The following is a 23139-nucleotide window of genomic DNA, read 5'->3' on the forward strand; positions in this document are numbered from 1 at the left end:
AGTACCGCCCCTCTAAACCCGAGCCTCCCAGATCTGCCGCATCGAGGCGGTCAACAGCGTGAGCCCGAGCACGAAGCAGACGAGCGCGAATACGAGGACGTATTCCTTGTCCATCCCGTCGGCGCGGTATTCCGCATAGATGCTGCTGCGAAACCACATGATGATGTGGACCAGCGGATTGTAGAGGATCGCATCGCGGAAGGGCTCCGGCAGGAACAATACACCGGAGCGGGCGGTTGATGATGCCGAGATCTGCTCGTAGAGCGCCGAGCGCCGAGCAGGCAACATCACGAGATTGATCGTGCCGAAGCCGAGGCCCAGCACCGCGGCCGCGCCCGCGGCCTCCACCATGCCGGCATAGTCCATCGGCTATGCCGCCGAGCTCGATGATCAGGAAAAGGATGAGGATCGCCACCAGCGCATCGGTCATCAGCTGCAGTATGAAGCGCGAAACGATCGCGTCGAAGGGCGAGACGCTGGGAAATGCGAGAACAGGTTAGTTGCGGCTTTGGTGCATGCGAAGCGATGGACCGAAGGGCGAGCCCTAGCGGAATGGGAGCCGGATCGATCGGCAGGAGCCGGTTGTCCCCTACCCTGAACAACAGCGCATCGGCGGGCCTGTCGGCGCGGAAACGCTTGCCGTGCCATCCGAGATTTTCGAGAACACCGTCCAGGGGATGCCGGAAGGGATACCTCTTCCCTTTCAAAGCCGATCAGTTCTTGCGAAGATTACTGCTGCGGCCCGTCGAATTAGGCAAAAGCGGCCTCTTCGGACGGGAATATCATCCGCTTTTTCATCGCGAGCGTGATCCGGGAAACACCTTTCCCGCGCGAATATTCCGCCTTCTCCTGACATAGCGCTCCCACTTCGATCTTCGGCGGCGAATACCGGAGGTGGCCGCGGCAGGGTCAACATGCGTGGAATTCTGTTCATTTTGACTGCCCCGCGAACCGCTTGACCTGCTCCACCAGATGCGGGGCCTTCGACGAGTCAGCGTCTTCGAACAGGAAGGAGAAGTCTGATGCCAGGGTTTCACTGCCGGCGATCGTCGCACTGGCGTGGCAGGCATCACACGAGCGGCTCTGAATATAGGTTTCGAGTGTCGTGTTGGCGACTGGGAGATTTCCTTCCGACTGAAACGTGCCATAGCGGAGAGGCACGGTGGCGCCAGCTCCTGGTTCCAGAGTGGGTTCGCTGCTGGGACTCTGATCCCACAGGACGTTCACCAGCTCATAGTACTGGAAGACGGACTTCCCGCCGGTGAGAGAGGCGATCTTCTGCTGGACGCTGCTGTTCAGCTCAACCAGGTCATTAGGGGTCTTCTGGCTTCGGTCCACTTGAACCGGCTGATCGCGGGGATAAAGGTCCTGGCACGTGTTGCCGTCACACTCGATGCGAGGCTGGTTCGGCGTGCAGTCGGGGCCGGTACAGTCCGGATTGTTGAACGAGTAGCCGTTCACTGGCGGTGAGCCTGAGCCACCCGGAACGTTGTCGACCTGCTCGAAAGTCGCCCAGATGAAGTCCGGAAAGGTGTCGGTCTTGTGAATGATATGAAGGCCGACAAGGCCGACGACCTCCTGAGTGCATTGCCCGGTATCGGGGCGCTTCAGCCAGGCCACGGTCGTCATGTAGCGACTGAACATCTCCGGTTCGCCGGTAAGGATACGCCAGGCGGCCTTGATCTCGAATGCACCGAGCTCCTCCTGCGGCTGTGGATCGGAGGGAGGGGCTCTCAGCATGCCGCCGCGCGGCAGCGAAAGACCTTTCGGATGCTGTCCATCCTGATTTGTCGCGACGCGCAACTGATCCGCAGCGTCGAAGAGGTTGTTTTCTACGATGTAATCGAACTCGGCCTTTCCCACGGCGCGCTGGAAGAATACCAGCTTTCCGTCCTGATCCGTCAGCCAGCCGCCTGTCGCCTCCATGATCTCCTGGGAAACCGTGTCGCGGGTTCCGCTCGACAGATTGAAGCGGTGGGCGCTATTGACCGCATTCTTGGATATCGCGCTGAGGACGCGTACGGATTCCTGCGGATAGCCAAAAATCATCTTGTCGCTCCGGCATTCCGAAGGTGGCGGTTCTTGAACTCCCCATCCGGTCGGCTGTGCCGCATTGGGGAGGAAGATATCTTCGGCGGCCTTGAAACTTCCCCATACGGGAACGCTGGTGATCGGCGATGTCGGCGAGGACGGGACGCCCCATTCCGCCACACTCGCCGTGCGGTCGGGCTCGCCCGCCAGTGCCGGCGTGGCCGGCCAGCCGGGGTTGACTGGCCAGTTCATCGCGACAAACATCTGCCATGCGTAGCAGTTGGCCCCTTCTTGCGTCGGCAGGAAGAGAATGTCGCTGGTCAAGAACGCTCCCTTATTCGGATCGAATATCAGCTGATCGGCGCATTGCTCTGCGGATTGGGCAAGCGCCGTCCTGGGCTCCACCGTCGGCGCCCCCAGCAACAATGCCGCCGCCAACAGGAAGGGCAGGATCCAGGCAGCGAAAGTTCCTGCACTGAAACGTCTATTCGTCATGACACGCCTCCTTGTCTCCGTGGGCGCCTCCGGGCCGCTTGGCCCGGAGGCATTCTTTCGCCTCAGGGGTTGGGTACGATGGCGAGCCCGCTCTCCCACGGATGCTCGGCGTTGGAGGGGTTTGCGGGTTCGGCCGGATTGAGCACGCGCAGCATGACCGGTCCGGGCGCCGTCCCGGAGGCGACGGTGACGTCCATGATGAAGGCCTGGGTGCCGCCGCCGTCGGTCTGGCCGGGAATTGCCGATGCATCCGGTAGAAACTGGGTGACCTTCGCGGTAACGCCGGGATTGGAGAATTCGACGCGAGCGGTCTCAGGCGTCGTGCTCTTGTTGGCTCCTTGCACGACGAGGACGAAGCTATGCTCGGTTCCCGGTTTCATCAGCGCGGGTAAATCGGTCGGCGACAGCCCGTAGAACAGTTCTGTCGGTATGAACTGTACGGGCCAGGGCTGCAGTCCGCTCACCCGATCTGAGACACACTTCATTTGAGGCTGAAGCGGCCCTGTCGGCGCCATTAGCGTCGCGGCCAAGGCAATCTTCATCTGATTGGCAATCACGCCGATATGTTGAAGGGGGGTCTTTTCACTGCCGATTTCGATGTAGCAATCGTTGATCGAGAAGCCGGCACTTTCCGGAATCTCGAACACGGCATGCAGAACCTGATCCGACCCGTTTGGACCGGTGCCCGGGGTACCGCGAGTGTTCGTCCAATACTGGCCAACAGGCTCACCGTTCGGGCCTTTCCAATTCGCCAGATTTTGAGGCTGCTGAATATAGAGGCCAACCGGGTCGGTCAGCGAGATGCGATCTTGCCCCGCCGCTCTGTTGGCGACAAAGCCGATGTGCGGGTCGGAATTGCGGAAGTTTTGCCCATATTTGGCGCAGCAGATCAGGCTTTGCGCATCACGGCTACTCGCATCAGGTCGCTGGATCGTTGCGGCAGCCGCGAGATAGATCTCCGCGCTGAGGGTGTTCGGTCCGGAGGTCAGGTGGAGCGCGCCGCCCGACTTGCCCGGAATCCGCACCGTGCCGGAGTTCCACTTATTGGTGACGTCATAGGCGGGGCGCCCGGTCGTCGGATCGATGACCGGCTCACCCTTCTTGCCGGTCGGCTGATCGACCGGGTAGCGCAGATACAGGTCTCCGAGCTCCACGGCGGGATCGACATACATCCGATAGAGACCGAGAACAGCCTTCGGATTGACGCGCCACAGGGTGAGATAGTAGGCGGGGTTTTCGCACGTGAACATCACGCTCTGCATCTTGGTCCCCGTCGAATCATAGGTGACGGACCATTCGCAATATTCATCGAGCCACCCACGCGGACCGGAAGGCGAGAAATCGACGTATTGGCCGGTCCAGTCAATTTGCGGGCAGCGTGTCTGCGGAATTTGCAGGATGGAGGCTTTGCCCGTTGGATCGTAGAGCTTGTAGGCGGTGCCGTTTACGGTGATTTCGCCGGTATCCGCCATGCTCATCACCTCGTCCATGGTCAGAGGCCGGCCGAGCTGAGGGTTCTGCTTCGCGTCCGGTGGCGTGAAGAATGCGATCAACCGGTTCGGAAAGGGAGTCCAACTGATGACCGCAACGCCATCGGTTCCGAACCCCTCGACAAGAGGATTGTAGTAATCCGCTCGCGGCGCGTCGTTCAGATTGGACCAGGGATTGCCGATGATGGCCATTTCGGTCCAGCCGGCCACATTGTTGTTCCAGATGGCGTCGAACGCCGGCAGGTATCCCTCCAGGTCGAGCTCCACAAAATCCTTGCGTGCCTGATGCGCGGGAGAGCTAAATCGGGAAAAAGGCGTGCTCATTTCAGATCTCCTGGTAAAGGTTGATGGTCACTGCATGCAGCAGCCGCCGCTGTTCCGTGTGCGGCTGACGACGGTTTGGCGCGGATCGCCCCAGATGAGTTTTGGGATGAAGCCGGGAAGCGCCCGGTACTCTTCGGCGGTCAGTACCCGGCCACTGTCGAGGTGGCTGACGATAAAGCTGATCTGCGGTTCGTCGGATTGCTGAAGTTCGAGGGCGCGGATCGACGGTCCGGCGTTGAGGACGCGCGAGACACCGTGCGTGATGCACCGCCCCTTGTCATCGGTGATGCCCATGCCGATCCGGCTGAACCGGCCGACATAGTGCTTGTTTCCCCAGGCGGCATCCTTCTGTGTTGGCTCGGGAAGGTTGATGAACACATCGATCACATAGCTGTCATGAGTGCAGCGCACGCCGTCGAACACAGCCCAAGGCCCGCGTTCCAGGATCGATGCCGAGGCAGACGTTCTCCGCGCCTGCGGCAGCGAGGTATCGCCTTGAAACTGTCTGGCGACCGGTTCGCCATAGTCGTATCCGATCCTGCGCGAATCCTGCGCCATTTGCCCGAGCGACGTGTACCGCCAATGATCGGCCGTGGAAAAGCTTACCTCTCCGGCGCCGGGTCCGAGGAAGGGCTGCAAGGGCGTCTGGGTTGTGAACTGTGCATCCGGGTGATTTCGGATCCAGACTTCCAGCATGCGGTCGATATTGGCGTGGTAGGAAAAAAACAGCGGGTCGAATGCCGTATAGGCGTTGTCCCCCATGTCAGGTCCGAGCCAACCGTGATAGTTGTCATGCGGCTGCTCGAACAGGCCGTCGAAATTGACTTCGCGATACGGGTAGAGATCGTCCGGCTGTGGCGGATCGAACTCCTGAATGTTTGCCCATGGGTATCCCGGAAAGCCTTGCGGTGTGCTGAAGGTGCCGAATTTGAGGGCATCGACCACCTGCTGCTGAAAGATCCTCGCCATCGCGTAGAGCTTCGTTCGTCCCTCGCGATCAGTTTCACCGGACGTATAGAAGAGCGGGTTGCGCTGGACGAAACGACAATCCGGACCGCTCATCTTTCCTATGGCGCAAAGCTTCGAATTGCCGTCCTTGGCTGCGGCATAACGGAGAGGGTTGGGTCGCTTTTCCCCGGTAACGGGGTGAATGTAGGTCTCGTCGAGGAATGGTTGCGGAATACCCGCCTCCGGGCTGCCGTCGACGCTGGCATCCTCCGCCATCCAGTCCCAGAAGGGGATGGCGTGGTCGATCAGTTCTTCAAGATAGAGCAAGTAGGCACGGTGCCACAGTGCGAAGGCCTCCTGATAGTGCAAACACCAATTTGCGTGCACGTAGGCGTATCGCTGCCAGGGAGAACCGCTGTCGGGGTCGCCGATCTGCATGACGTCGTCAAGTCTCGCGCGGTAGACATCGATTTCCCCCGCGCTCAGCGATCGTATGTCCGGCCGCACGCGTTTCACCTGTTGCGGCAAGTCGGGCGGCGGAATGCGATTGGCGGGATCGAAGGGCGAACCCTCATTGATACGCCAGCCCTGATTGACCCACAGCCGAAAGGTTTCCAGTGCATCGATCGGCCAGAACTGGCTCGTGTCGGTGGTCAGCGGCATATTGCGAGATGCCAGATGATTGTAGATGGTCACCGACCATTCCCTGACCGATGCCACGTCATCCAAATCTATGAAATATCCGCGCATGCACCCGATCCACTGCCGCGCCACATCGGCCCGGCGATCTGGTGCGATCCAAAAGGGCGCTACGAAGAGTTTCTTGACGTCGGCATTCCATGTCGGCTTCGCAATAATCATCCAATCACCCCCCCAAAGACGACGCCCTCAATTGCGGATTTCACCACTTGTGGTAGCGTGAGATTAGACCCTATGCGCGGAAAGATTTTGCAAATATGAGGTGTACCTCGACGCAATGTTTGCAATTTTAGAACGAAGGCGGAGGCTTCATGGCGGACGTGCTGGATACGAAGATCCTCAAGAAACTTCAGGAGGATTGCACCATGAGCCTGGAAGTCCTGAGTGAGAGCGTTGGGCTTTCAGCGACGAGCTGTTATCGCCGCATCAAGAAGATGGAAAGCCATGGGGTGATAAAGGCCAAGCGCGCCATTCTCGATGAGAGAAAGCTGGGTTTCCAGGTGACGGCGATATTTATGATCAAGCTGCAAAAAGACAGTGCCGACATTGACCAGCGAATGTATCGAATTTTGGAGAAGCGGCCGGAGATCCAGCATTGCCACCTGATATCGGGAGATTTCGACTTTGTTCTCCTGGCCAAATTCCGCGACGCTGCGGAATACACGGACTATATCTACCGATTTCTTGAAATCTATTCGGACATTCCGATCCGCAACTACTCGTCCTCAATTGTCGTGCGCACGGTAAGACAGAACGAAATACTTCCCCTCTGATTTGGCAGTTGCGGCCGAACAGCCATCACCCCTCGTTGTATCCTGTCAAATTGGCAAGCAACCACTTCCATGCCATGGGCTTTTTGACCGCGTTGGTGCCTAGCCGTTTGACGCCTGAGTATCCTCTGAGGTCGCGCCCGGCGCGGTGCTGGAAATCGACCTTAAATCGACGCTGGCGGGGCTGCTTCAGATCTTGAAGCGATCAAACGCCGTCAGGTGATCATCGGTGGGTCGGCTTCAGCCCATCGGTAGATCTCCGATCGCAGAAACTTCAGTTCCTTGTCGAGCTTGCCGTCGTCGATTTCGGTCCAAAAGGATCTCGGGGTGACGGGCGGATTCATTGTTTGCCTGAGGACGGCAAGAAGCTCAAATCGCTGAAGCGGCGCTGCGGAAGCGCAAATGAGTTAAGGCACCACGCAACCCTTGAAGCCGTTGGATCGATCCCCACCGGTTTGGCCTTGATTTCATCAGCGGGAATATCTAAAAAGGTCACATATGACCACTCATAGGAGGCTCAAATGTCAACACTCAGCCTCAAGGATGCCAAAGCCGGTTTCTCGAATATCGTGGATCAAGCTGCCGCTGGTGAGTTCGTTACCATCACTCGGCACGGCCGCGCTGCTGCCGTCCTCGTCTCTGTAGCAGCGGCAGAAGCGGCAAAGAATGCGCTTCGTAGAGAACGCCCTAGCCTCGTCCAGTATCTGAAATCATTCCCCGCCGACATCGATCTTGACGACGATGTTTTCGCTCGAAACCCGGCTCCCTCGCGTGAGGTCGATCTGTGACCGGCTACCTTCTCGATACGAACGCAATTTCCATGTTCTCGCCCTCCAGGACCACGGCAACGCCTGGATTTGCGGAATGGCTGGAAAAGCAGGAGCAGGTTTCCGCCGTCTACCTGTCAGCCGTTACCGTTCACGAGATTGAAAAGGGTGTACGGCTACTGGAAGCCAGGGGCGCGAAGGTCAAAGCGGCAGGAATTGAGCTATTCTTAAAGGGCTTGATCGCCGGTTACGGTGACAGGATCTTGCCTGTAGATGCGGCCGTTGCAGGTGAAGGCGGCAAGCTGGAAGCCAAGGCCATTGCAGCCGGTCACAATCCTGGTGCGTCCGATGCCATGATTGCGGGAACAGCGAGTTTTCATCGCCTGACGGTCATCACCGCGAACCTGAAGCATTTTCATCCTTTTGGGATCAAAGTGAAATCACCGGCTCAAGTGGCCCGCTAGGATAACCTCGTCGAGTTGCATCCGTCTCATCTCGTCGCCAAAGGCTTTGCTATCGAGAGCAGCGATCGCAAGACCGTTTTCACAAGGAACCAGCTGTGGTTTGGGCCGCCTGCACGGCCCCCTCCCCCACGCGCCCGAGCGCGAAGAAATAATGCCGGTCGTTTCCCTCAACCTGCATCACCCCCAGCACCCGATCGCGATCGATCTTACGGAAATGATCGGTGATGGGTTTCCTGTCATAGACCATCGCCGCGCTCGGGGCGCCGCGGGAGGATATCGATCGGAAGGAGGCGACCGGGCCTGCCGAAGATGCCGCGCCAGGTGCGAGAACAGGTTTCTTGCGGCTTCGGTGCGCGCAAAGCGATGGAAGCGAAGGGCGAGCCCGAGCGGAATGGGAGCCGGCAGGTTTTCCGGCAGGAAGAAGACGCCGGAGATCATGAAGAGCGGGCGGTTGATCATGCCGAAGATCTGCTCGTAGAGCGCCGAGCGGGCGAACATCACGATGTTGATGGTGCCGATGCCGAGGCCCAGCACCGCGGCCGCGCTGGCTGCCTCCACCATGCCGGCATAGTCCATCGGCTGGATGACGCCGCCGATCTCGATATCAGGAATGGCGAGCTTGACCTGGAAATCAGCCTTGGGCAAACCGCCCACTCCCTCACAATATACGACCGCAGCCTACTGCGCCTCGTCAGTTAAGAAACGCGAGAGCCCCTCCGGTGCTGACCCGACTCTCCACTTTACGGGAACAGTGAAACCTTAATCCGTATCCCGGATACGCTATATTGAGGTACTCGGGAGAAGAAAATCATGTCATCGCGTGAGCGTATAAAGAAATATCGAGAAATTGGCGGCGCGGCAGATCTCGTTAGAGTTGAAGTCCTAGTCCCTCCCACCGAGCGAGATGCGGTTCTCGCTTTCGCCAGCAAGCTTCGGCAAGACCACCGAAGGAAGAAGGAGCGCATGCTCGAGTTCCTGCAAGAGGCGGCCGAAAGCTACGGTATCCGGGTCTTTGACAATATCGACCTGAGCCGTATCGATAGCCTAGCGGGCCAGTCGCGGATTATCGCCAACGCGTTGATCGAACGGGGGGATGCCCGCGCTTTTGCGATGGGCCGTCGTATGCTCTCTGAGCTCGAGGCCAGCCGCTGACTGACCGAATTGCAGCGCGCCATCATGAAGTCGATCGCTCATAACCGCTCCGCTACGAGCTACATGGCCGGCGGAACAACCCTCAACATGGATTGGCCGCGTCTCTCGGACGACAGGAACATATTCCATGACACCGATGAAGAGATCGGCGAGACAGCGCGGCTAGACATCGACACCCTTGAAGAAGATGGTTTCCACGTCTCGATCGACGTGAACATATATGGCTGCGTCGAGGCGCGCGTCAGCCGGTTCGCAGATAGCACCCTCATTCAGTGGATGAGCGAGACGCGCATGCGCTTCTTCCCTCTTATTCGTGACGAGGAATGGGGTGCGCGCCTGCATCCCCTGGATCTGGCCGTCAACAAGGTGATAGCAGCCTCAACCAGGAAGAAAGCGCGAGACTACATTGATCTACTCTCAATCGAAGAGAACCTTTCACCGCTCGGCCCACTCTTAATCGCGGCGGCGGGCAAGCCACCGCATTTCTCTCCCGTCAAGACAATCGAAGAAATCCGAAGAAAAGCCCTGTCCGTCACTGACGATGAGTATCTGTCCGTGCGAGGCATCCCGCAAGACTGGACGCCGGCTTTCGTTCGACAAGCCATGTCGGAGGCTCTGGATCGCGCCGAAAGCTACGTCAGAAGCGCGCCACCGGACATCGTCGGGCTCATTGCCCTCGACGCCGCTGGACGCGCCGTCGAAATCGACGACCATCGTCTACGAGGAATTACTCTTCGGCGTGCCACGAACGAGCCGGAGGTCATGCCCGATTTTCCGGAAGTCAGGCCGGATTGGAAGAGGTAGATAAAGACACGGTTCACGACAGCAGCCCGAAGGCGGCAAGTTGGCAGCCAAGGCCATAGCAGCCGGTCACAATCCTGGCGCATCCGATGCCATGATTGCGGGGAGCAACGATCGCAAGACCGTTTTCACAAGAAACCATCTGTGGTTTGGGCCGCCTGCACGGTGCCCTCCGTTACGCGCTCGAGCGCGAAGAAATAATGCCGGTCGTCTCCCTCGACTTGCATCACCCCCAGCACCCGATCGCCGTCGATCTTGCGAAAATGATCTGCGACGGGTTTCCTGTCATAGACCATCGCCGCGCTCGTGGCGCCGCGGAAGGATATCGATCGCAAGGAGGCGACCGGACCTTTCGCCCGAAGATACCGCGCCAGGTGCGAGAACAGGTTTCGTGCGGCTTCGCTGCGCGCGAAGCGGTGGAAGCGGAGGGCGAGCCCGAGCGGAATGGGAGCCGGATCGATCGGCAAGAGCCGGTTCTCCCCTACCCTGAACAACAGCGCATCGGCGCGCCTGTCGGCGCGGAAGCGCTTGCCGTACCAGCCGAGATTTTCGAGAACCCCATCCAGCGGGTGCCCGGTGGCGACACCGCTTCCCTGCCAGAGCCCGACCATTTCCCCGGTGGATACCGGCTGCAGCCCGTCGAAAAAGGCGAAGGCGGCGTCTTCGGAGGGGAAGGTTAGTCGTTCTCTCATGGCGGGCCTGATCCGGTAAGAGCTGCCTCCCCACCTACGGTTCGGCTTGTCCACTGATCAATCGGTCGCTGTAGCACTTTGAATTTCTGCATGCCTTTGCCCTTAAGTCGAGATCGATTTAAGGAGACATGCAGTAGCGATTTGAACCAACTTTCTTGGCCGTTCAACACTTTGCTATTGTTTTTCCCCTCCTTTTGCGCTTCCTACTCGCATTGGAGGAGACGAAAGCTGAATGGAGGCAGTGCGAAGCACAACCGACGCATCCATCGATCCGGAATTCGGGCCTTGGCTCGCCCAAGCTTCGATCCTGGTCGTCGACGACGAACCGGGAATGCGCAACTTTCTCATCCGGACACTTGGACCACGCTGCAAGCGTATCGAGGAAGCAGCTGACACCGAGGAGGCTGCCCGCAAGCTCGACGCGCACCATTATGATGTCGTCATCCTCGACAACATCATGCCGCGCAAGAACGGGCTGGAATGGCTCGCCGAACAGCGCGCGGTCGGTTTCTTCGCCGATGCCATTCTGATGACTGGCTACGCCGATCTCGATACGGCGATCCAGGCGCTTCGCGCAGGCGTCGTGGATTTCGTCCTCAAGCCGTTCCGTTCGAACCAGATTCTCAATGCGGTGGCACGCTGCCTCGATCGAATTCGCCTTCAGCGCGAGAACTACGTTCTGCGACACGAGCTGAAGGCGACGTCCGACCATATCCTGCTGCGCGACCGCCTGATCGGCAAATCGGCGGCAATTGCCCGGGTACGCGAAACGATTGCCAGGGTCGCACCGCTGCCAACGTCCGTTCTGCTGACCGGCCAATCCGGCACCGGCAAGGAAGTGGCCGCCCGTTCGCTGCATGCGCTTTCGGATCGCGCTGCCAAATCCTTCGTGCCAGTGAATTGCAGCGCCATTCCGCCAGATATGATCGAGAGCGAGCTCTTCGGTCACTTGAAAGGTGCGTTCACGGGGGCGGCGCGCGAGCGGGAAGGCCTGTTCCTGCATGCCCAGGGCGGAACGCTTTTCCTCGATGAGATCGGCGAATTGCCGGCCGCCACCCAGAGCAAGCTGCTGCGCGTTCTCGAGGACCGCAGAGTGCGTCCGGTCGGCTCGGAACGCGAAATACCAGTGGATCTCCGTTTCGTGTTTGCCACAAATGCGGAACTCGAAAAAGAGGTCCAGGCGGGTCGCTTTCGCGCCGATCTCTTCTTCCGCATCAACGTCATGCAGATCCATTTGCCGCCACTGAAGGAGCGTGATGGCGATACACTCGAACTTGCCGATCTCTTCATGATGAAACTCGCCCGCCAGCTTGGCATGCCGCCGGTCCCGATCGATGAACAAACGCGCCGCGCGCTCGCCGCTTATGACTGGCCGGGAAATGTGCGCGAGTTGAGAAACCTGATCGAGCGGACCTTGATTCTCGGGCGGTTTCCGGATGGGTTCGGCATTTCGCTCAGCCGACAGTCAAATGCCGGCGACACGACACTCTCAGAGATCGAACGCCGGCATATCCTCGCCGTCCTTGCCGGTTGCTCCGGCCAGCGCGATGAAGCGGCGCGGCTTCTCGGCATTTCCCGTAAGACGATTGATCGCAAGCTGGCGAGTTGGAATGGCTGACCCTGTGGACCTGGTCGCCGGTCCCCCTGCCCGTTCTGTGCGATACCGACTGCTCGCAATCGCACTCCTGCCGATGCTGGTCTTCCTGCCGATCCTGCTCGGCGTGACGGTCTATCGTTGGGACGCGAAATTCGATGACGCGTTGATCTCCAAGGTCAATGGCGACCTAACGATCGCCCATCAATATCTCGCCCGAATACTTGAGAACACCGGCGAGCATATAACCGCGCTGGGTGGATCGGTCCGCTTCCGCGATGTTGTGACCAAGGGGCGGCCCACGGCGCTGATGGAATTTCTGAGCGACAGCAGGGAGCGGCTCAATCTCGACTTCCTCTATATCGTCGGCCCGGACGGGACCTTGCTGACGTCCAGCTCCGAGGAAACGGCAACGCGGCTTCGCACCGATTGGCCGATCATTCGCGCGGCTATCGAGGGCCGGCCGGCGACCGCAATCGACATCTTCGATCCCGAAGACCTGCGGCGCCTGTCGCCGGCGCTTGCCGAGCGAGCCAGGCTGGCGCTCGTGCCAACGCCGAATGCCGTGCCAACCGACAAGAATGAGGAAAGCCGCGGCATGGTGGTGCAAAGTGCGAGCCCGATTTTACTCGCCGACGGCAGCCGCGCCATCCTCGTCGGCGGCACGCTGCTAAATCAGAATCTTCTGTTCATCGACACGATCAACGATCTCGTCTACCGCGAGGCGAGCCTGCCCGAGGGCAGCCAAGGCACAGCGACGTTGTTTCTCGACGATGTCCGCATCAGCACCAATGTCCGCCTCTTCGAAGGGCGTCGGGCGCTTGGTACGCGTGTCTCCGCCGCCGTCCGCTCTGCCGTTCTGGATGATGGCAGGACTTGGCTCGACAGCGCCTTCGTCGTCAGCGACTGGTACATCTCGGCCTATGAACCGATCGTCGACAGCTATGGCAAGCGGGTTGGCATGCTCTATGTCGGATTCCTGGAGGCGCCGTTCACGGCCGCAAAATACCAGACCGTCTTCACCGTCGCCCTCGCTTTTCTAGCAGTCGCCGCAGCAAGCGTGCCGATCTTCCTCCGATGGGCACGGGCGATCTTTGAACCCCTGGAACGCGTCAATCTCACGATCCGAAAGGTAGACACCGGCGACCTCGGTGCTCGCACCGGTCGAGTCGATAGTCACGACGAGATCGGGCGCGTGGCGGTCCATCTCGACCACTTGCTCGACCAGCTGCAGCAGCGTGACAAGGAGCTCAGATCGTGGAACGAGGAGCTCAATGCGCGCGTCGATGAGCGGACGCGCGAGTTGCAGCTCGCCAATCACAAGCTCGAGGCCACCACAAAGCAGCTGATCATGTCCGAGAAGCTCGCGGCGATCGGCGAGATCACGGCCGGTGTTGCGCACGAAATCAACAACCCCATCGCCGTGATGCAGGGAAATCTCGAGGTGATCCGTTCTGTCGTTGGCGAGAAGGCCGAATTGGCGAAGACCGAATTCCGGTTGCTCGACGAACAAATCCACCGCATCAGCCAGATCGTCACCAAGCTCCTGCAATTTGCCCGGCCGGAGGAATTCGCGGGCGTGCTGGAGCGCCATGCGCCGGGCAATGTTATCGCCGACTGCCTGCCGCTCGTCCAACACCTGCTCGCCAGGGGCGTCATCGAGGTCAGAAGCGAAAACACTGCTTCCCGCCTTGTCTCGATGAACCGGACGGAACTGCAACAGGTGATCGTCAACCTCGTCGTCAATGCTATCCATGCGATGCCGGACGGCGGAGTCCTGTCGCTCCTGACCCACGACAGAGAGTGGGAGCGACGCTCCGGTGTGGAAATCGTCGTTGCCGATACCGGTATCGGGATGGCTGAAGATATTGCCGCAAAGGTCTTTGATCCGTTCTTCACCACCAAGCGCCAGGAAGGCACCGGGCTCGGTCTTTCGATCAGCCAGATGCTGATTAGGCGACAGGGCGGAACCATCTCCCTCCGTAGCCGCCCTGGAGAGGGCGCGGCCTTTACGATCTGGCTTCCCGAAGCAGCCTGAACGGACATTTTGTCCAGGGCGAATGGACAATTTGTCTGGGCGCAGTGCACTCGGACGGCCTAATCCCTTGAGATCACACGCGATATCGCTTGGCACGATGGTTGCAGTGCCTCCGCCGGAGGGAGCTTCGGCGTCGGCCGCCGTGATTGCGGCATGTGGCTGTCGGCGGGTGAGCGGCGGAGGAGCCGCAAGCATCGACGTGCCTTCCTCCAAATTCATTGAGATCCATCTGGATCGACGCGGAGGAGCATTATGACTATATCGACGGACACTTTGCCCGGTTCCTATTCCGGCGGCATTCTCGACCGGGAGCGGATCATCGCCCGGCCCGGTTTCAATCGCTGGCTGGTTCCACCGGCAGCGCTCGCCATTCATCTGTGTATCGGAATGGCCTACGGCTTCAGCGTCTTCTGGCTACCGCTGTCGAAATCGATCGGCATCAATCATCCGGTCGCCTGCGCCGACCTCAATCTCATCACCGCTCTGTTCACTACAAGTTGCGACTGGCGTGTTGCCGATCTCGGCTGGATCTACACGCTGTTCTTCGTGCTTCTCGGATCGTCGGCGGCGCTGTGGGGTGGATGGCTTGAGCGTGCCGGTCCACGCAAGGCCGGTTTCGTCTCCGCTCTCTGCTGGTGCGGCGGTATCTTGACAGCGGCAATCGGCGTCAAGACACACCAATTGTGGCTTATGTGGGTGGGAGCCGGCGTCATTGGTGGCGTTGGCCTGGGACTCGGTTATATCTCGCCGGTATCGACATTGATCAAATGGTTTCCCGACCGCCGCGGCATGGCGACCGGAATGGCCATCATGGGCTTTGGCGGCGGGGCCATGATCGGCGCGCCGCTCGCGGACATGCTGATGACCTACTTCAAGACGCCCGATTCCGTCGGCGTCTGGCAGACCTTTCTCGTCATGGCCGCGATCTACTTCGTCTTCATGATGGGCGGCGCCTTCGGCTATCGTATACCGCCGGCCGGCTGGCGTCCGGATGGCTGGACGCCGCCGGCAGCGGCCAAGACGACGATGATCACTGCCCGCCACGTGCACCTGCGCGATGCCCACAAGACCAAGCAGTTCTGGCTGATCTGGGCCGTGCTCTGCCTCAACGTTTCGGCCGGCATCGGCGTGATCGGCATGGCGTCCCCCATGCTCCAGGAAATCTTCGGAGGCCGGTTGATCGGCCAGCCCGACCTCACTTTCACGCAACTCGACGACACGCAGAAAGCCGCGATAGCAGCCATCGCCGCCGGCTTCGCCGGCCTACTCTCGCTATTCAACATCGGCGGTCGCTTCTTCTGGGCATCACTCTCGGACAAGATCGGCCGAAAAACCACCTATTACGCGTTCTTCGTCCTCGGCATCGTCCTCTATGCGCTGGCGCCGACCGCCGCGCACATGGGCAGCCAAGTGCTGTTCGTCGCGATCCTCTGCGTCATACTCTCCATGTATGGCGGTGGCTTTGCCACCGTTCCCGCCTATCTAGCCGATATATTTGGGACACAGTTCGTCGGCGCCATCCATGGGCGGCTGCTGACCGCCTGGGCCACGGCGGGAATTATCGGTCCGGTCGTGGTCAACTACATCCGCGAGTTTCAGATTGCTGCCGGCATTCCCCGTGAGCAGGTCTATGATTTCACGATGTATATTCTCGCAGCCATGCTGGCGCTCGGACTGATCGCAAATGCGTTGGTTCGCCCGCTTCCGGAAAAATGGTTTATGAAACAGGAGGAAGTTTCGGCACTGCAGGCGAAAACCGCCACCATTCAGTCAGGGCCGACTGGCTCGTTCGGTATCGGTCGAGGCGGACTGGACGGCCAGGCTTTGCTGGCCTGGGCCGTGGTTGTGATCCCGATTCTCTGGGGCGTCTGGATGACCTTGCAAAAGACGGCCGCTCTCTTCTGAGTGATTATGGAGCGACGACCCTCCGAGTTTCCGCTGGGGTCGTCGCCGATGCGGCTAGACTATGTTGATGTGTCCCCGCACACTCAAGAGCATTAATGCCTCGACGACACACGCGGGGTAATAGTGGTGGCTCAAAAAGCTCGGCGAAGGCGTTGTCCAATATTCTGTCATCGACAGTAACTAGCGACCTGAGCAGCGATAACATGTTGCAGGCAGTTCGGGCTCATCTCGGAATGGACGTAGCGTTCGTCTCTGAGTTCATCGAAGGGGAGCGCGTTTTTCGTCACGTGGACGCGGCTACAGAGACCGCGCCGATCAAGGTGGGCGACTCCAGCCCGCTGGCTATTGCCAAAGAGTAGTGGATGGTCGCTTGCCTCAACTGATCCCGGACACCGGCACCGTCCAGGAGGCCGCTGAGCTACCGGTCACTCGTTCAATGCCCGTCGGAGCGCATTTGAGCATCCCTATCGAGCCCATGGCCGCATTTACGGCACCTTCTGTTGCTACAGCTTCTCGGCTGACGAGTCGCTCAACGCGATCTTCAGGTGATGCGGGCCTTCGCCCAACTTGCGGCCTCGCTGATCGACCGCGAACTGGAAGCAGGCAGGGACCGCGAAGCGCGGCGGCAGCGGATCGATCACGTAGGAAGCGGGCTGACGATGCCACGGGTTTCCGCAGCAGGTTGCCGTTCATCCCGAGTTCAAGCGCAACTCTCGATGCCGCGCCGGCCTCAAGACAGGCAGTGACGAGTCGATCCTTCGATTCTGGATCAAACCCGTCCCAACCCATAAGCCTCACACGCAGTTTCTGATCTTCTTCCGCGACTTGGTGCCCACCTTTTTTGGTGAACACCCCAGCTTCGCCGCCTCAACGCGATACACGATTTGGGGCATCACTTCGGAGAAACGATTCCACGATAGTACTGGCCCTCACCCGGGGCGTATGGCGGGTAAGGACTGCGGTTTACGCTCCGGTCAGCGATACTGCCCGTTGCCAAGGGATCCACGCCCGGCACTCCGTCGGCAGCCGGCGGTCTACGGACCGGAGTGTCGACTCCAGTGTAATACCGGCCCTCACCCGGGATGAATCGAGGAAGAGCTTCGCTCCGCTGATCGATGCTACCCGTTGGCATCCGGTCTACGCTCCGGACCTCGTCGCCGGTTGGCGTTGTAAGAACAGGCGGCCGCGACAGGATCGGCTCAGTCGACGTAGCGTGGGGGTCGATGCCCTCGTAATAGCCGTTCGCAAATGTCGGTCCAGCAGCGAATGCGGACAAAAGGACAAATGCGGGGACTGACGTCTTCAGACAAACTCTCATATCCAAACTCCTCTTTACTCCCCTTCTCTTCTTTCACTCCTTTCTGCAGCACCCGGCCCCACCCATACGGCCCTTTCCAGCCGTCTTGGGATAACGCCTTCTATAGCGCTAGGTTGGGTCACATTTACTCACTCAAGCGTGAGGTGGATCACACAGCTATGACGCCGTTAGCGTGAGAGCCGGTAGGGGTGTTCACTCCGTCAAGCTTGCTTTGAGCAAGCCATCGGTGAACTTCTCGGCGTCTGCTGGGTCTCGGAATGGCAGTCGGCCGATATGCTCAACGGGCGAGTATCTTGGATTGACCTCCATGAGCTCGCGCCAAACCTCGCGGGCTTCATCGAGCTTGCCAAGATGGCCCAATGCCGAAGCGAGAAACGCGCGCGATAGATCCGTGGTCGGGTTGACTGCGATCCTGTCGCGGAACAACGCGGCCGCATTTTCGTAGTCCCCGGCCACGAAATGGGCTGTGCCGAGGAAGTGTAGGTATTGCTGCTGAACCACAGGATCGAGGCGCATGGCGCGTTCAATGAAGGGGATCGCCAGTCCCGGCTCCCCTGTATAGATGTGCAAGACGCCGCGCATGTTCAGAGCAGAGGCGAAATTGGGGTTGAGCGCCAATGCGCGGTCGGTTTCATCGGCCCAGCGCTGATAATCCCTCCTGAACATGGCGACGAGCGAAACAACGAAATGGGTGAAAGGGTCCTGATCGTCCTTGTCGATCGCCTCGCTGGCAAAGCCCTCGGCCTGGTCGAGCGAAGTTTCAGGCGCGCCGCTCCAGTGGTTCTGATAATCGAGCACATAGGCCATGCCGAGGCCCGCATGGGGCGCGGCGTAGTCCGGATCGAGCGCGATCGCCTGTCGGAAGCACACCGTTGCCTGATCGAACATTTCGCGATCTTTCTTGACGCGGTTGAGCAACTCCCGCCCGCGCAAGAACAGATCATGGGCGTCAACGTCCTTCGTGCCGGCCTCGGCGATGCGCGGTTTTTCCGCTTCGCTGAGTGTGACTTTCAAGGCGGTGACGATCTGCTGCGTGATGTCGTCCTGGACCTCGAAGATGTCGGTCAACTCGCGGTCATAGCGCTCAGCCCAGACATGGCCGCCGCTCAATCCGTTGATCAACTGCGCCGTGACGCGAACCCGGTTGCCGGCCTTTCGAATGCTGCCTTCAAGTGCGAATTTGACGCCGAGCTCGCCGCAGACCTGCGGGACGCTGAATGCCTTGCCCTTGTAAACGAACGCCGAGTTGCGGGCGATGACGAATAGACCGGAAATCTTGCTGAGATCGGTGATGATGTCTTCCGTGATTCCGTCGCTGAAATATTCCTGATCGGCATCGCGGCTCATGTTATTGAAGGGCAGAACGACCATCGATGGCCTGTCCGGCAGCGGCCTTTCCATAGGAACGGCCTTGGGACCGGTCGCCGCGGCGTTGCGCAGCCAGCGCCAGACGCGAACCGGCCGATCGATATTCTTGACGTGCTGCTTTCCGAGATCCTCGAATCGGAGGCCGAGGCGATCGCGCACCTGGTCATGGACTGCCCCGGAAACGTAAACGCCGCCCGGTTCAGCGAGCGACTCCAGGCGGGCTGCGACGTTGACTCCGTCGCCATAGATGTCCTCGCCATCGATGGCCACATCACCCAGGTTGATGCCGACACGAAATTCGATCCGTTGCCCTTTCGGCACGCCGGCGTTGCGATCAGCGATCGCCTGCTGCCATTCGGTCGCCGCCCGAACGGCCTCCACGACGCTCGGGAACTCTGCCAGCAAGCCGTCACCCATGAGCTTGACGATACGCCCATGATGTTCCGCGATCTTCGGTCCAATCAGGTCAGTGCGCAGCGACTTGAGCGCCGCGAGCGTGCCGTCCTCGTCAGTCCGAATCAGACGCGAGTAGCCGACGACGTCGGAAGCCATGATGGCGGTGAGGCGGCGTTCCAAGACCGACTTCCTCCCGTCTGAGAGGATAGTGGATCGTGAGCCGAGAATCCACGAAAGTGTTGCCGGCCGGATTTTGATCGGAATGGCGGTCGACTTCAGATCGGAATCCGCAATCGCGGTTCGGTTCCACCATCGGCTGTTCGCGATCCAAACATTTCCGGACGGTAGCGGTCGTCATGCGCGGCGGCTGATCTTCTGATTGAGCGCCTTGGAAGCGTGCGTTTCCGTGGCGCGGCGGCAGTCTGGCCGACCTCGGCCAACTGCGCGTAGTTACGTCGCCGACTATGCGCAGCGCACAATCATAACATGGGGCCGCTGCTTGAATTCGCGCCGCCTGGTCGCAATATTCGCGCTGGGAGAACGGCCCCTGGAGCGTAAACAAGCGCGGGTTCACGCCTGCGGACGCAGCATCGAACTGCGCCATTTTCGAGATGAGAATGTGAACGGAGTTTCCACGTCGCTTTATATCTACGATACGCCACCAACGCTTTCATTCCAGGCGCCACAACGGTCCTGATGGACGAGAGAGTGTTTCGCTTTCTTTCGTACGGTTGGAAGCTGAGCGTGCCTCTTTTCCATCTTTGGGCCGAGATGCACCATCGTCATTAAATATATGGGACGGGAATCTGACAGTCCGCTATCAACTCACTTCGATTATCCATGGATACGACAGCCGCCCTCGGGACTCGGATCATTCGCCTTGAGCGGAATCGAACCAAGCTCCTTGATCGATACCGAAGATTAGCTAGGAGTCTCTTCAACATCAGCCAAAGAGTAGCTGGTACTCCGCCCTCCGCTTGCTTCCCGAATGAGAATTCCGCGTGCCACGAGGTCATTGATGTCGCGCAGGGCGGTGTCCGGTGAGGTCTGCGTTAGCTTGGCCCACTTGGACGACGTCAATTTGCCCTCAAAGCCCTCGAAGCGAGCTGAGTTTAGCGTCGCTCCGGAAATAGCGCGACGCCGCCTCTGTCCGGTTGCGCACGTTCATCTTCTTGTAGATGTTGCGGACATGCACCTTGACGGTGTTTTCAGAAAGCCTGAGACGATCGGCGATGATCTTATTCTGCGTACCCATGCAGATGAGATCGAGTATCTGGTTCTCGCGCATCGTCAGGAGGTCTTGGCCACAGTCGAACTTGCGTTCTAGATTGATGTCTTTCGAAGACGACTGTTTTTGCGCGACAACGCCACCCCCTTCCAGCCCTTTCGGTGCCACGCGCCGAAGCAACGCCGCGGGAAAATGCTCCCCGCCCTTGATCAAGAGATCGATGGTCGTAAGGCATACGTCGAGATTGAGATTCAGCGGCAGAACGCCGTGCACCAACCCTTCGTCGACAAAGCCCGCGATCGACGAGTCGAGCTCGTCCGCATTCTGCACGAGTAGGACAGTCGCCGCATTCGGATGGAACTCGTGGATCGCCCTCATGAGTGATGGAAATGCTGCCGCCGGCAAGCGGTAGAGCATGACCAGGCTTACGTCGATAAGACTGTCGTCCAGGAGACCGTCTGCATCGGAAAGGCTTACGATGTCTTGATCTTGAAAATGCGCGCTAATCGCTTGCGTTAGACATTCGGCGAGAAGATCGGCCTTCCCGAGCATTACAATCTTTCTTCTCTTCGACGATGGCTTGTTGTTAACTTCAAAGGCACTCAGGACCGAGCTCATGCGGTACATTTATCCCTCCAATACACTCTGTTTTTTTTCAAAGGTTCTGCGTCTCTTCCTGAGAGTGTTAAGACCCACCCAAGATTTATCTGAATATTTCTGCCCGCCATATTACCACAGTGTTTCAGTTGACAGACCTCAATGATCGATTCAAATAACGGTTGATCCTTCAGAACTTGGAATGCCATTTGCGTTGTAGATACAACCTTCGAACGACGTTGTCATTATCGCCCCGTTCCGATAATTATCCCGCCGTTCATTTCCACTTAAAATGGATTAGCTCAAAATCGTCGAGGGACGATGCCTGAGGAGCGATGCTTCTTTGGCACGCGCAAACGGTCTGAGCGCTGGCGTTCGACTGTCAAAACTCGCCCGGGTTTCTAAGGGGCAGCCCACGACGTCCGACGCGTCAAGGGTTCCCTTGCCCCTCCTGGGACCTGCAGCAAAGGTAAGCTCGGCCCCATTTTGGACGATTGGCAGACCGACCGTTAACCGCCGCGTTCCGGCTAGTCGACAGTTTATCCCTCGCCGTAATACCCCATGGTCTTGTCCATGGAATGTGTAGCTCGCGGCTGATGGCCGCTTTCTCCGGCAGGGCGCCGGACTGATCAGCAGCCTGATGAGGGTCGCACTTGGCTGATTGTTTCCTGACCTCACGTAGCGGGCGCGCTGTCATTTTTAACTCCACAAGCGACAGCCGGAGTGCCGATGACGTTGATCTACCCCTTGTGCAATACGGGCATCGTTTTCGATCGTCGCCTCGACGGGCTTCAAGGACGACCGGAAGCTTCGCCACTCAATGGTAATCTACGACCGCCAGACGGAAAGCTGGTGGCAGCAATTCGGCGGCGAGGCCATCGTCGGCCAATTGGCGGGTCGGTCGCTGGAGATCCTTCCCTCGCGCCTCGAGTCCCTTGAAAGCTTTCGCGCGCGGGCTCCTAGGGGACGCGTGCTGGGAGATGTCGCCGCGCGCAGGCCGAGGCGCCCAAAGGTGAAAGATCCGATCAGCCTCCCCAGCGCAGCGCCGCCGTGTTGACCGGCGCGTCCCATAGCGAAAGCTCTCGTTCCTCGAGGCCCGCAACGGTGATTGAAAGGCCCGCCATGCCCAGAGAGGTGACATAGGTGCCAACCAACGACCGTGCGACCGTGAGGCCGAGGCTCTGAAGCCGCGCTCGGGTGGAATTGTAAGCGAGATAGAGCTCCGACACCGGAGTCCCACCGAAGCCATTGATGAAGAGGAGCAGCTTGTCGCTCCGTTTTGGCTCCAGATCTTTCAGAATTGCCTTGAGCATCGTTTCCACGATTTCGTCGGCGGTCGCGAATTTGAGCCTTGCACGTCCCGGCTCTCCATGAATTCCGACACCCATCTCCATTTCGTCTTCGTTGAGCACGAAGGTCTCCCGCTCTGTCTCGGGTACGGTCACACCGCTGAGCGACACCCCCACCGTGCGAATGCGATCGTTCAGGTCCTCACCAAGCGCGCTCAGGTCGTCGAGCCGCCAGCGGGCCTCCGCCGCCGCCCCGAGCAGCTTCTCAAAGACTAGCGTTCCCGCAACGCCTCTCCTGCCCTGGCTGCGTTTCGACCCGCTGGGATTTACGTCGTCGCGCACGATCACGGTGGCGATCCGATGCTCGGCCGCGAGCTCGGCGGCCATCTCGAAATTCATCACGTCGCCGTCATAATTCTTGACGATGAGCAGACACCCCTCGCCGCGGTCCGTTTCCCGGATCGCGGCAATGATCTGGTCTGGCGTCGGAGAGGTGAAGACATGTCCAGTGCAGGCGGCATCCAGCATACCTTCCCCAACAAAACCGACATGCATCGGCTCGTGCCCGGCGCCGCCGCCCGAAATGAGCGCGACCTTGTCCGGACGAAGATTGCGTCGGCGAACGAACCTGCTGTCAGCTCCGAAAACCACGAGCCGTTCGTGGGCTGCGACAAAGCCTGCGAGGCTTTCAGCCACCAGCGTCTCGGCGCGGTTCATGAACTTCTTCATCGTGCCCTCCCACGACGCCGTGCCCTCCTGCCCCGCTCAAAACC

17 protein-coding genes and 5 pseudogenes are annotated in these 23139 nt (G+C 59.4%); 9 read left to right on the forward strand and 13 right to left on the reverse strand.

The window, feature by feature from the left end; genetic code table 11:
- Positions 1–12 precede the first annotated feature (12 nt).
- From SJ05684_RS23325 to SJ05684_RS23345, 5 genes and pseudogenes are all read right to left on the reverse strand, one after another.
- Positions 13–493 (reverse strand): annotated as a pseudogene (locus SJ05684_RS23325) (ABC transporter permease); the annotation flags it as partial.
- A gap of 142 nt (positions 494–635) precedes the next feature.
- Positions 636–707 (reverse strand): annotated as a pseudogene (locus tag SJ05684_RS30965) (hypothetical protein); the annotation flags it as partial.
- A gap of 223 nt (positions 708–930) precedes the next feature.
- The gene (locus SJ05684_RS23335) at positions 931–2526 is read right to left on the reverse strand and encodes a hypothetical protein (RefSeq protein ID WP_034858153.1); all 1596 of its coding nucleotides are present in this window, start codon (positions 2524–2526) and stop codon (positions 931–933) included.
- A 62-nt stretch (positions 2527–2588) separates the two neighbouring features.
- Positions 2589–4340: a DUF8225 domain-containing protein gene (locus SJ05684_RS23340; RefSeq protein WP_034858155.1), complete on the reverse strand. Its 1752-nt coding sequence runs from the start codon at positions 4338–4340 to the stop codon at positions 2589–2591.
- Between the two features lie 27 nt (positions 4341–4367).
- Positions 4368–6149 (reverse strand): tyrosinase family protein, encoded by a 1782-nt coding sequence (locus tag SJ05684_RS23345; protein WP_083846251.1) that lies wholly within the window; start codon positions 6147–6149, stop codon positions 4368–4370.
- Positions 6150–6298: 149 nt separating this feature from the next.
- On the opposite strand from SJ05684_RS23345, the gene SJ05684_RS23350 reads away from it, so the two are divergent.
- Positions 6299–6760, forward strand: coding sequence for an Lrp/AsnC family transcriptional regulator (locus SJ05684_RS23350; protein ID WP_083846252.1), 462 nt, complete (start codon positions 6299–6301; stop codon positions 6758–6760).
- Between the two features lie 186 nt (positions 6761–6946).
- On the opposite strand, the pseudogene SJ05684_RS30585 reads toward SJ05684_RS23350, so the two are convergent.
- A pseudogene (locus SJ05684_RS30585) lies at positions 6947–7083 on the reverse strand (3'-5' exonuclease); the annotation flags it as partial.
- A gap of 195 nt (positions 7084–7278) precedes the next feature.
- Here SJ05684_RS30585 and SJ05684_RS23355 point away from each other — a divergent pair.
- A complete protein-coding gene (locus SJ05684_RS23355; RefSeq protein WP_034858156.1) occupies positions 7279–7545 on the forward strand; it encodes a type II toxin-antitoxin system Phd/YefM family antitoxin in 267 nt (88 codons plus the stop codon).
- Positions 7542–7988, forward strand: coding sequence for a type II toxin-antitoxin system VapC family toxin (locus SJ05684_RS23360; protein ID WP_034858158.1), 447 nt, complete (start codon positions 7542–7544; stop codon positions 7986–7988). The genes SJ05684_RS23355 and SJ05684_RS23360 overlap by 4 nt, the downstream gene beginning before the upstream one ends.
- Before the next feature lie 79 nt (positions 7989–8067).
- Here the strand turns inward: SJ05684_RS23360 and SJ05684_RS30590 are convergent, their stop codons facing one another.
- Both SJ05684_RS30590 and SJ05684_RS30970 read right to left on the reverse strand, forming a co-directional pair.
- Complete coding sequence (locus tag SJ05684_RS30590) at positions 8068–8235, reverse strand: DUF4334 domain-containing protein (RefSeq protein WP_244426707.1); 168 nt, start codon at positions 8233–8235, stop codon at positions 8068–8070.
- A gap of 146 nt (positions 8236–8381) precedes the next feature.
- Positions 8382–8591: pseudogene (locus SJ05684_RS30970) on the reverse strand (ABC transporter permease); the annotation flags it as partial.
- A 207-nt stretch (positions 8592–8798) separates the two neighbouring features.
- Here SJ05684_RS30970 and SJ05684_RS23370 point away from each other — a divergent pair.
- Positions 8799–9140, forward strand: coding sequence for a hypothetical protein (locus SJ05684_RS23370; protein ID WP_034858163.1), 342 nt, complete (start codon positions 8799–8801; stop codon positions 9138–9140).
- A gap of 24 nt (positions 9141–9164) precedes the next feature.
- Complete coding sequence (locus tag SJ05684_RS23375) at positions 9165–9944, forward strand: hypothetical protein (protein WP_034858256.1); 780 nt, start codon at positions 9165–9167, stop codon at positions 9942–9944.
- 125 nt (positions 9945–10069) lie between these two features.
- On the opposite strand, the gene SJ05684_RS23380 is transcribed toward SJ05684_RS23375, so the two are convergent.
- On the reverse strand, positions 10070–10633 hold the full coding sequence (locus tag SJ05684_RS23380) for a DUF4334 domain-containing protein (protein WP_050980155.1): 564 nt from the start codon (positions 10631–10633) through the stop codon (positions 10070–10072).
- A 232-nt stretch (positions 10634–10865) separates the two neighbouring features.
- Between SJ05684_RS23380 and SJ05684_RS23385 the strand changes: the two genes are divergently transcribed.
- The 3 genes from SJ05684_RS23385 to SJ05684_RS23395 all read left to right on the forward strand — a co-directional run bounded on the left by SJ05684_RS23385 (position 10866) and on the right by SJ05684_RS23395 (position 16170).
- Positions 10866–12251 carry a sigma-54-dependent transcriptional regulator gene (locus tag SJ05684_RS23385; RefSeq protein ID WP_034858172.1) on the forward strand — a complete coding sequence of 462 codons (1386 nt, stop codon included), beginning with the start codon at positions 10866–10868 and terminating at the stop codon, positions 12249–12251.
- Positions 12244–14265 carry a sensor histidine kinase gene (locus tag SJ05684_RS23390; protein ID WP_034858175.1) on the forward strand — a complete coding sequence of 674 codons (2022 nt, stop codon included), beginning with the start codon at positions 12244–12246 and terminating at the stop codon, positions 14263–14265. The genes SJ05684_RS23385 and SJ05684_RS23390 overlap by 8 nt, the downstream gene beginning before the upstream one ends.
- Positions 14266–14517: 252 nt before the next feature.
- Entirely contained in the window at positions 14518–16170 is a 1653-nt protein-coding gene (locus tag SJ05684_RS23395; RefSeq protein WP_034858178.1) for an OFA family MFS transporter, read from the forward strand.
- Between the two features lie 1510 nt (positions 16171–17680).
- Here SJ05684_RS23395 and SJ05684_RS23405 read toward each other — a convergent pair.
- The 3 genes and pseudogenes from SJ05684_RS23405 to SJ05684_RS23420 form a co-directional block, all read right to left on the reverse strand.
- Complete coding sequence (locus tag SJ05684_RS23405; RefSeq protein ID WP_083846253.1) at positions 17681–19408, reverse strand: adenylate/guanylate cyclase domain-containing protein; 1728 nt, start codon at positions 19406–19408, stop codon at positions 17681–17683.
- Positions 19409–20173: 765 nt separating this feature from the next.
- Positions 20174–20350, reverse strand: a pseudogene (locus SJ05684_RS30605) (DUF4172 domain-containing protein); the annotation flags it as partial.
- Complete coding sequence (locus SJ05684_RS23420) at positions 20340–21107, reverse strand: helix-turn-helix transcriptional regulator (RefSeq protein ID WP_034858184.1); 768 nt, start codon at positions 21105–21107, stop codon at positions 20340–20342. The gene SJ05684_RS23420 and the pseudogene SJ05684_RS30605, both read right to left, overlap by 11 nt.
- A gap of 742 nt (positions 21108–21849) precedes the next feature.
- On the opposite strand from SJ05684_RS23420, the gene SJ05684_RS23425 reads away from it, so the two are divergent.
- Positions 21850–22134: a DUF3179 domain-containing (seleno)protein gene (locus SJ05684_RS23425; protein ID WP_374188719.1), complete on the forward strand. Its 285-nt coding sequence runs from the start codon at positions 21850–21852 to the stop codon at positions 22132–22134.
- Here the strand turns inward: SJ05684_RS23425 and dhaK are convergent.
- Complete coding sequence (dhaK, locus tag SJ05684_RS23430) at positions 22103–23095, reverse strand: dihydroxyacetone kinase subunit DhaK (RefSeq protein WP_034858188.1); 993 nt, start codon at positions 23093–23095, stop codon at positions 22103–22105. The genes SJ05684_RS23425 and dhaK overlap by 32 nt on opposite strands.
- Positions 23096–23139 lie beyond the last annotated feature (44 nt).

The sequence above is a fragment of the Sinorhizobium sojae CCBAU 05684 genome (assembly GCF_002288525.1).
Classification (GTDB): Bacteria; Pseudomonadota; Alphaproteobacteria; order Rhizobiales; family Rhizobiaceae; genus Sinorhizobium; species Sinorhizobium sojae.

Excerpts from the sequence above, each read along its gene's own strand:
- SJ05684_RS23335 (WP_034858153.1), bottom strand. The coding sequence starts at position 2,526 with ATGACGAATAGACGTTTCAGTGCAGGAACTTTCGCTGCCTGGATCCTG.
- SJ05684_RS23340 (WP_034858155.1), bottom strand. The coding sequence starts at position 4,340 with ATGAGCACGCCTTTTTCCCGATTTAGCTCTCCCGCGCATCAGGCACGC.
- SJ05684_RS23345 (WP_083846251.1), bottom strand. The coding sequence starts at position 6,149 with ATGATTATTGCGAAGCCGACATGGAATGCCGACGTCAAGAAACTCTTC.
- SJ05684_RS23350 (WP_083846252.1), top strand. The coding sequence starts at position 6,299 with ATGGCGGACGTGCTGGATACGAAGATCCTCAAGAAACTTCAGGAGGAT.
- SJ05684_RS23355 (WP_034858156.1), top strand. The coding sequence starts at position 7,279 with ATGTCAACACTCAGCCTCAAGGATGCCAAAGCCGGTTTCTCGAATATC.
- SJ05684_RS30590 (WP_244426707.1), bottom strand. The coding sequence starts at position 8,235 with ATGGTCTATGACAGGAAACCCATCACCGATCATTTCCGTAAGATCGAT.
- SJ05684_RS23370 (WP_034858163.1), top strand. The coding sequence starts at position 8,799 with ATGTCATCGCGTGAGCGTATAAAGAAATATCGAGAAATTGGCGGCGCG.
- SJ05684_RS23375 (WP_034858256.1), top strand. The coding sequence starts at position 9,165 with ATGAAGTCGATCGCTCATAACCGCTCCGCTACGAGCTACATGGCCGGC.
- SJ05684_RS23380 (WP_050980155.1), bottom strand. The coding sequence starts at position 10,633 with ATGAGAGAACGACTAACCTTCCCCTCCGAAGACGCCGCCTTCGCCTTT.
- SJ05684_RS23385 (WP_034858172.1), top strand. The coding sequence starts at position 10,866 with ATGGAGGCAGTGCGAAGCACAACCGACGCATCCATCGATCCGGAATTC.
- SJ05684_RS23390 (WP_034858175.1), top strand. The coding sequence starts at position 12,244 with ATGGCTGACCCTGTGGACCTGGTCGCCGGTCCCCCTGCCCGTTCTGTG.
- SJ05684_RS23395 (WP_034858178.1), top strand. The coding sequence starts at position 14,518 with ATGACTATATCGACGGACACTTTGCCCGGTTCCTATTCCGGCGGCATT.
- SJ05684_RS23405 (WP_083846253.1), bottom strand. The coding sequence starts at position 19,408 with ATGGCTTCCGACGTCGTCGGCTACTCGCGTCTGATTCGGACTGACGAG.
- SJ05684_RS23420 (WP_034858184.1), bottom strand. The coding sequence starts at position 21,107 with ATGTACCGCATGAGCTCGGTCCTGAGTGCCTTTGAAGTTAACAACAAG.
- dhaK (WP_034858188.1), bottom strand. The coding sequence starts at position 23,095 with ATGAAGAAGTTCATGAACCGCGCCGAGACGCTGGTGGCTGAAAGCCTC.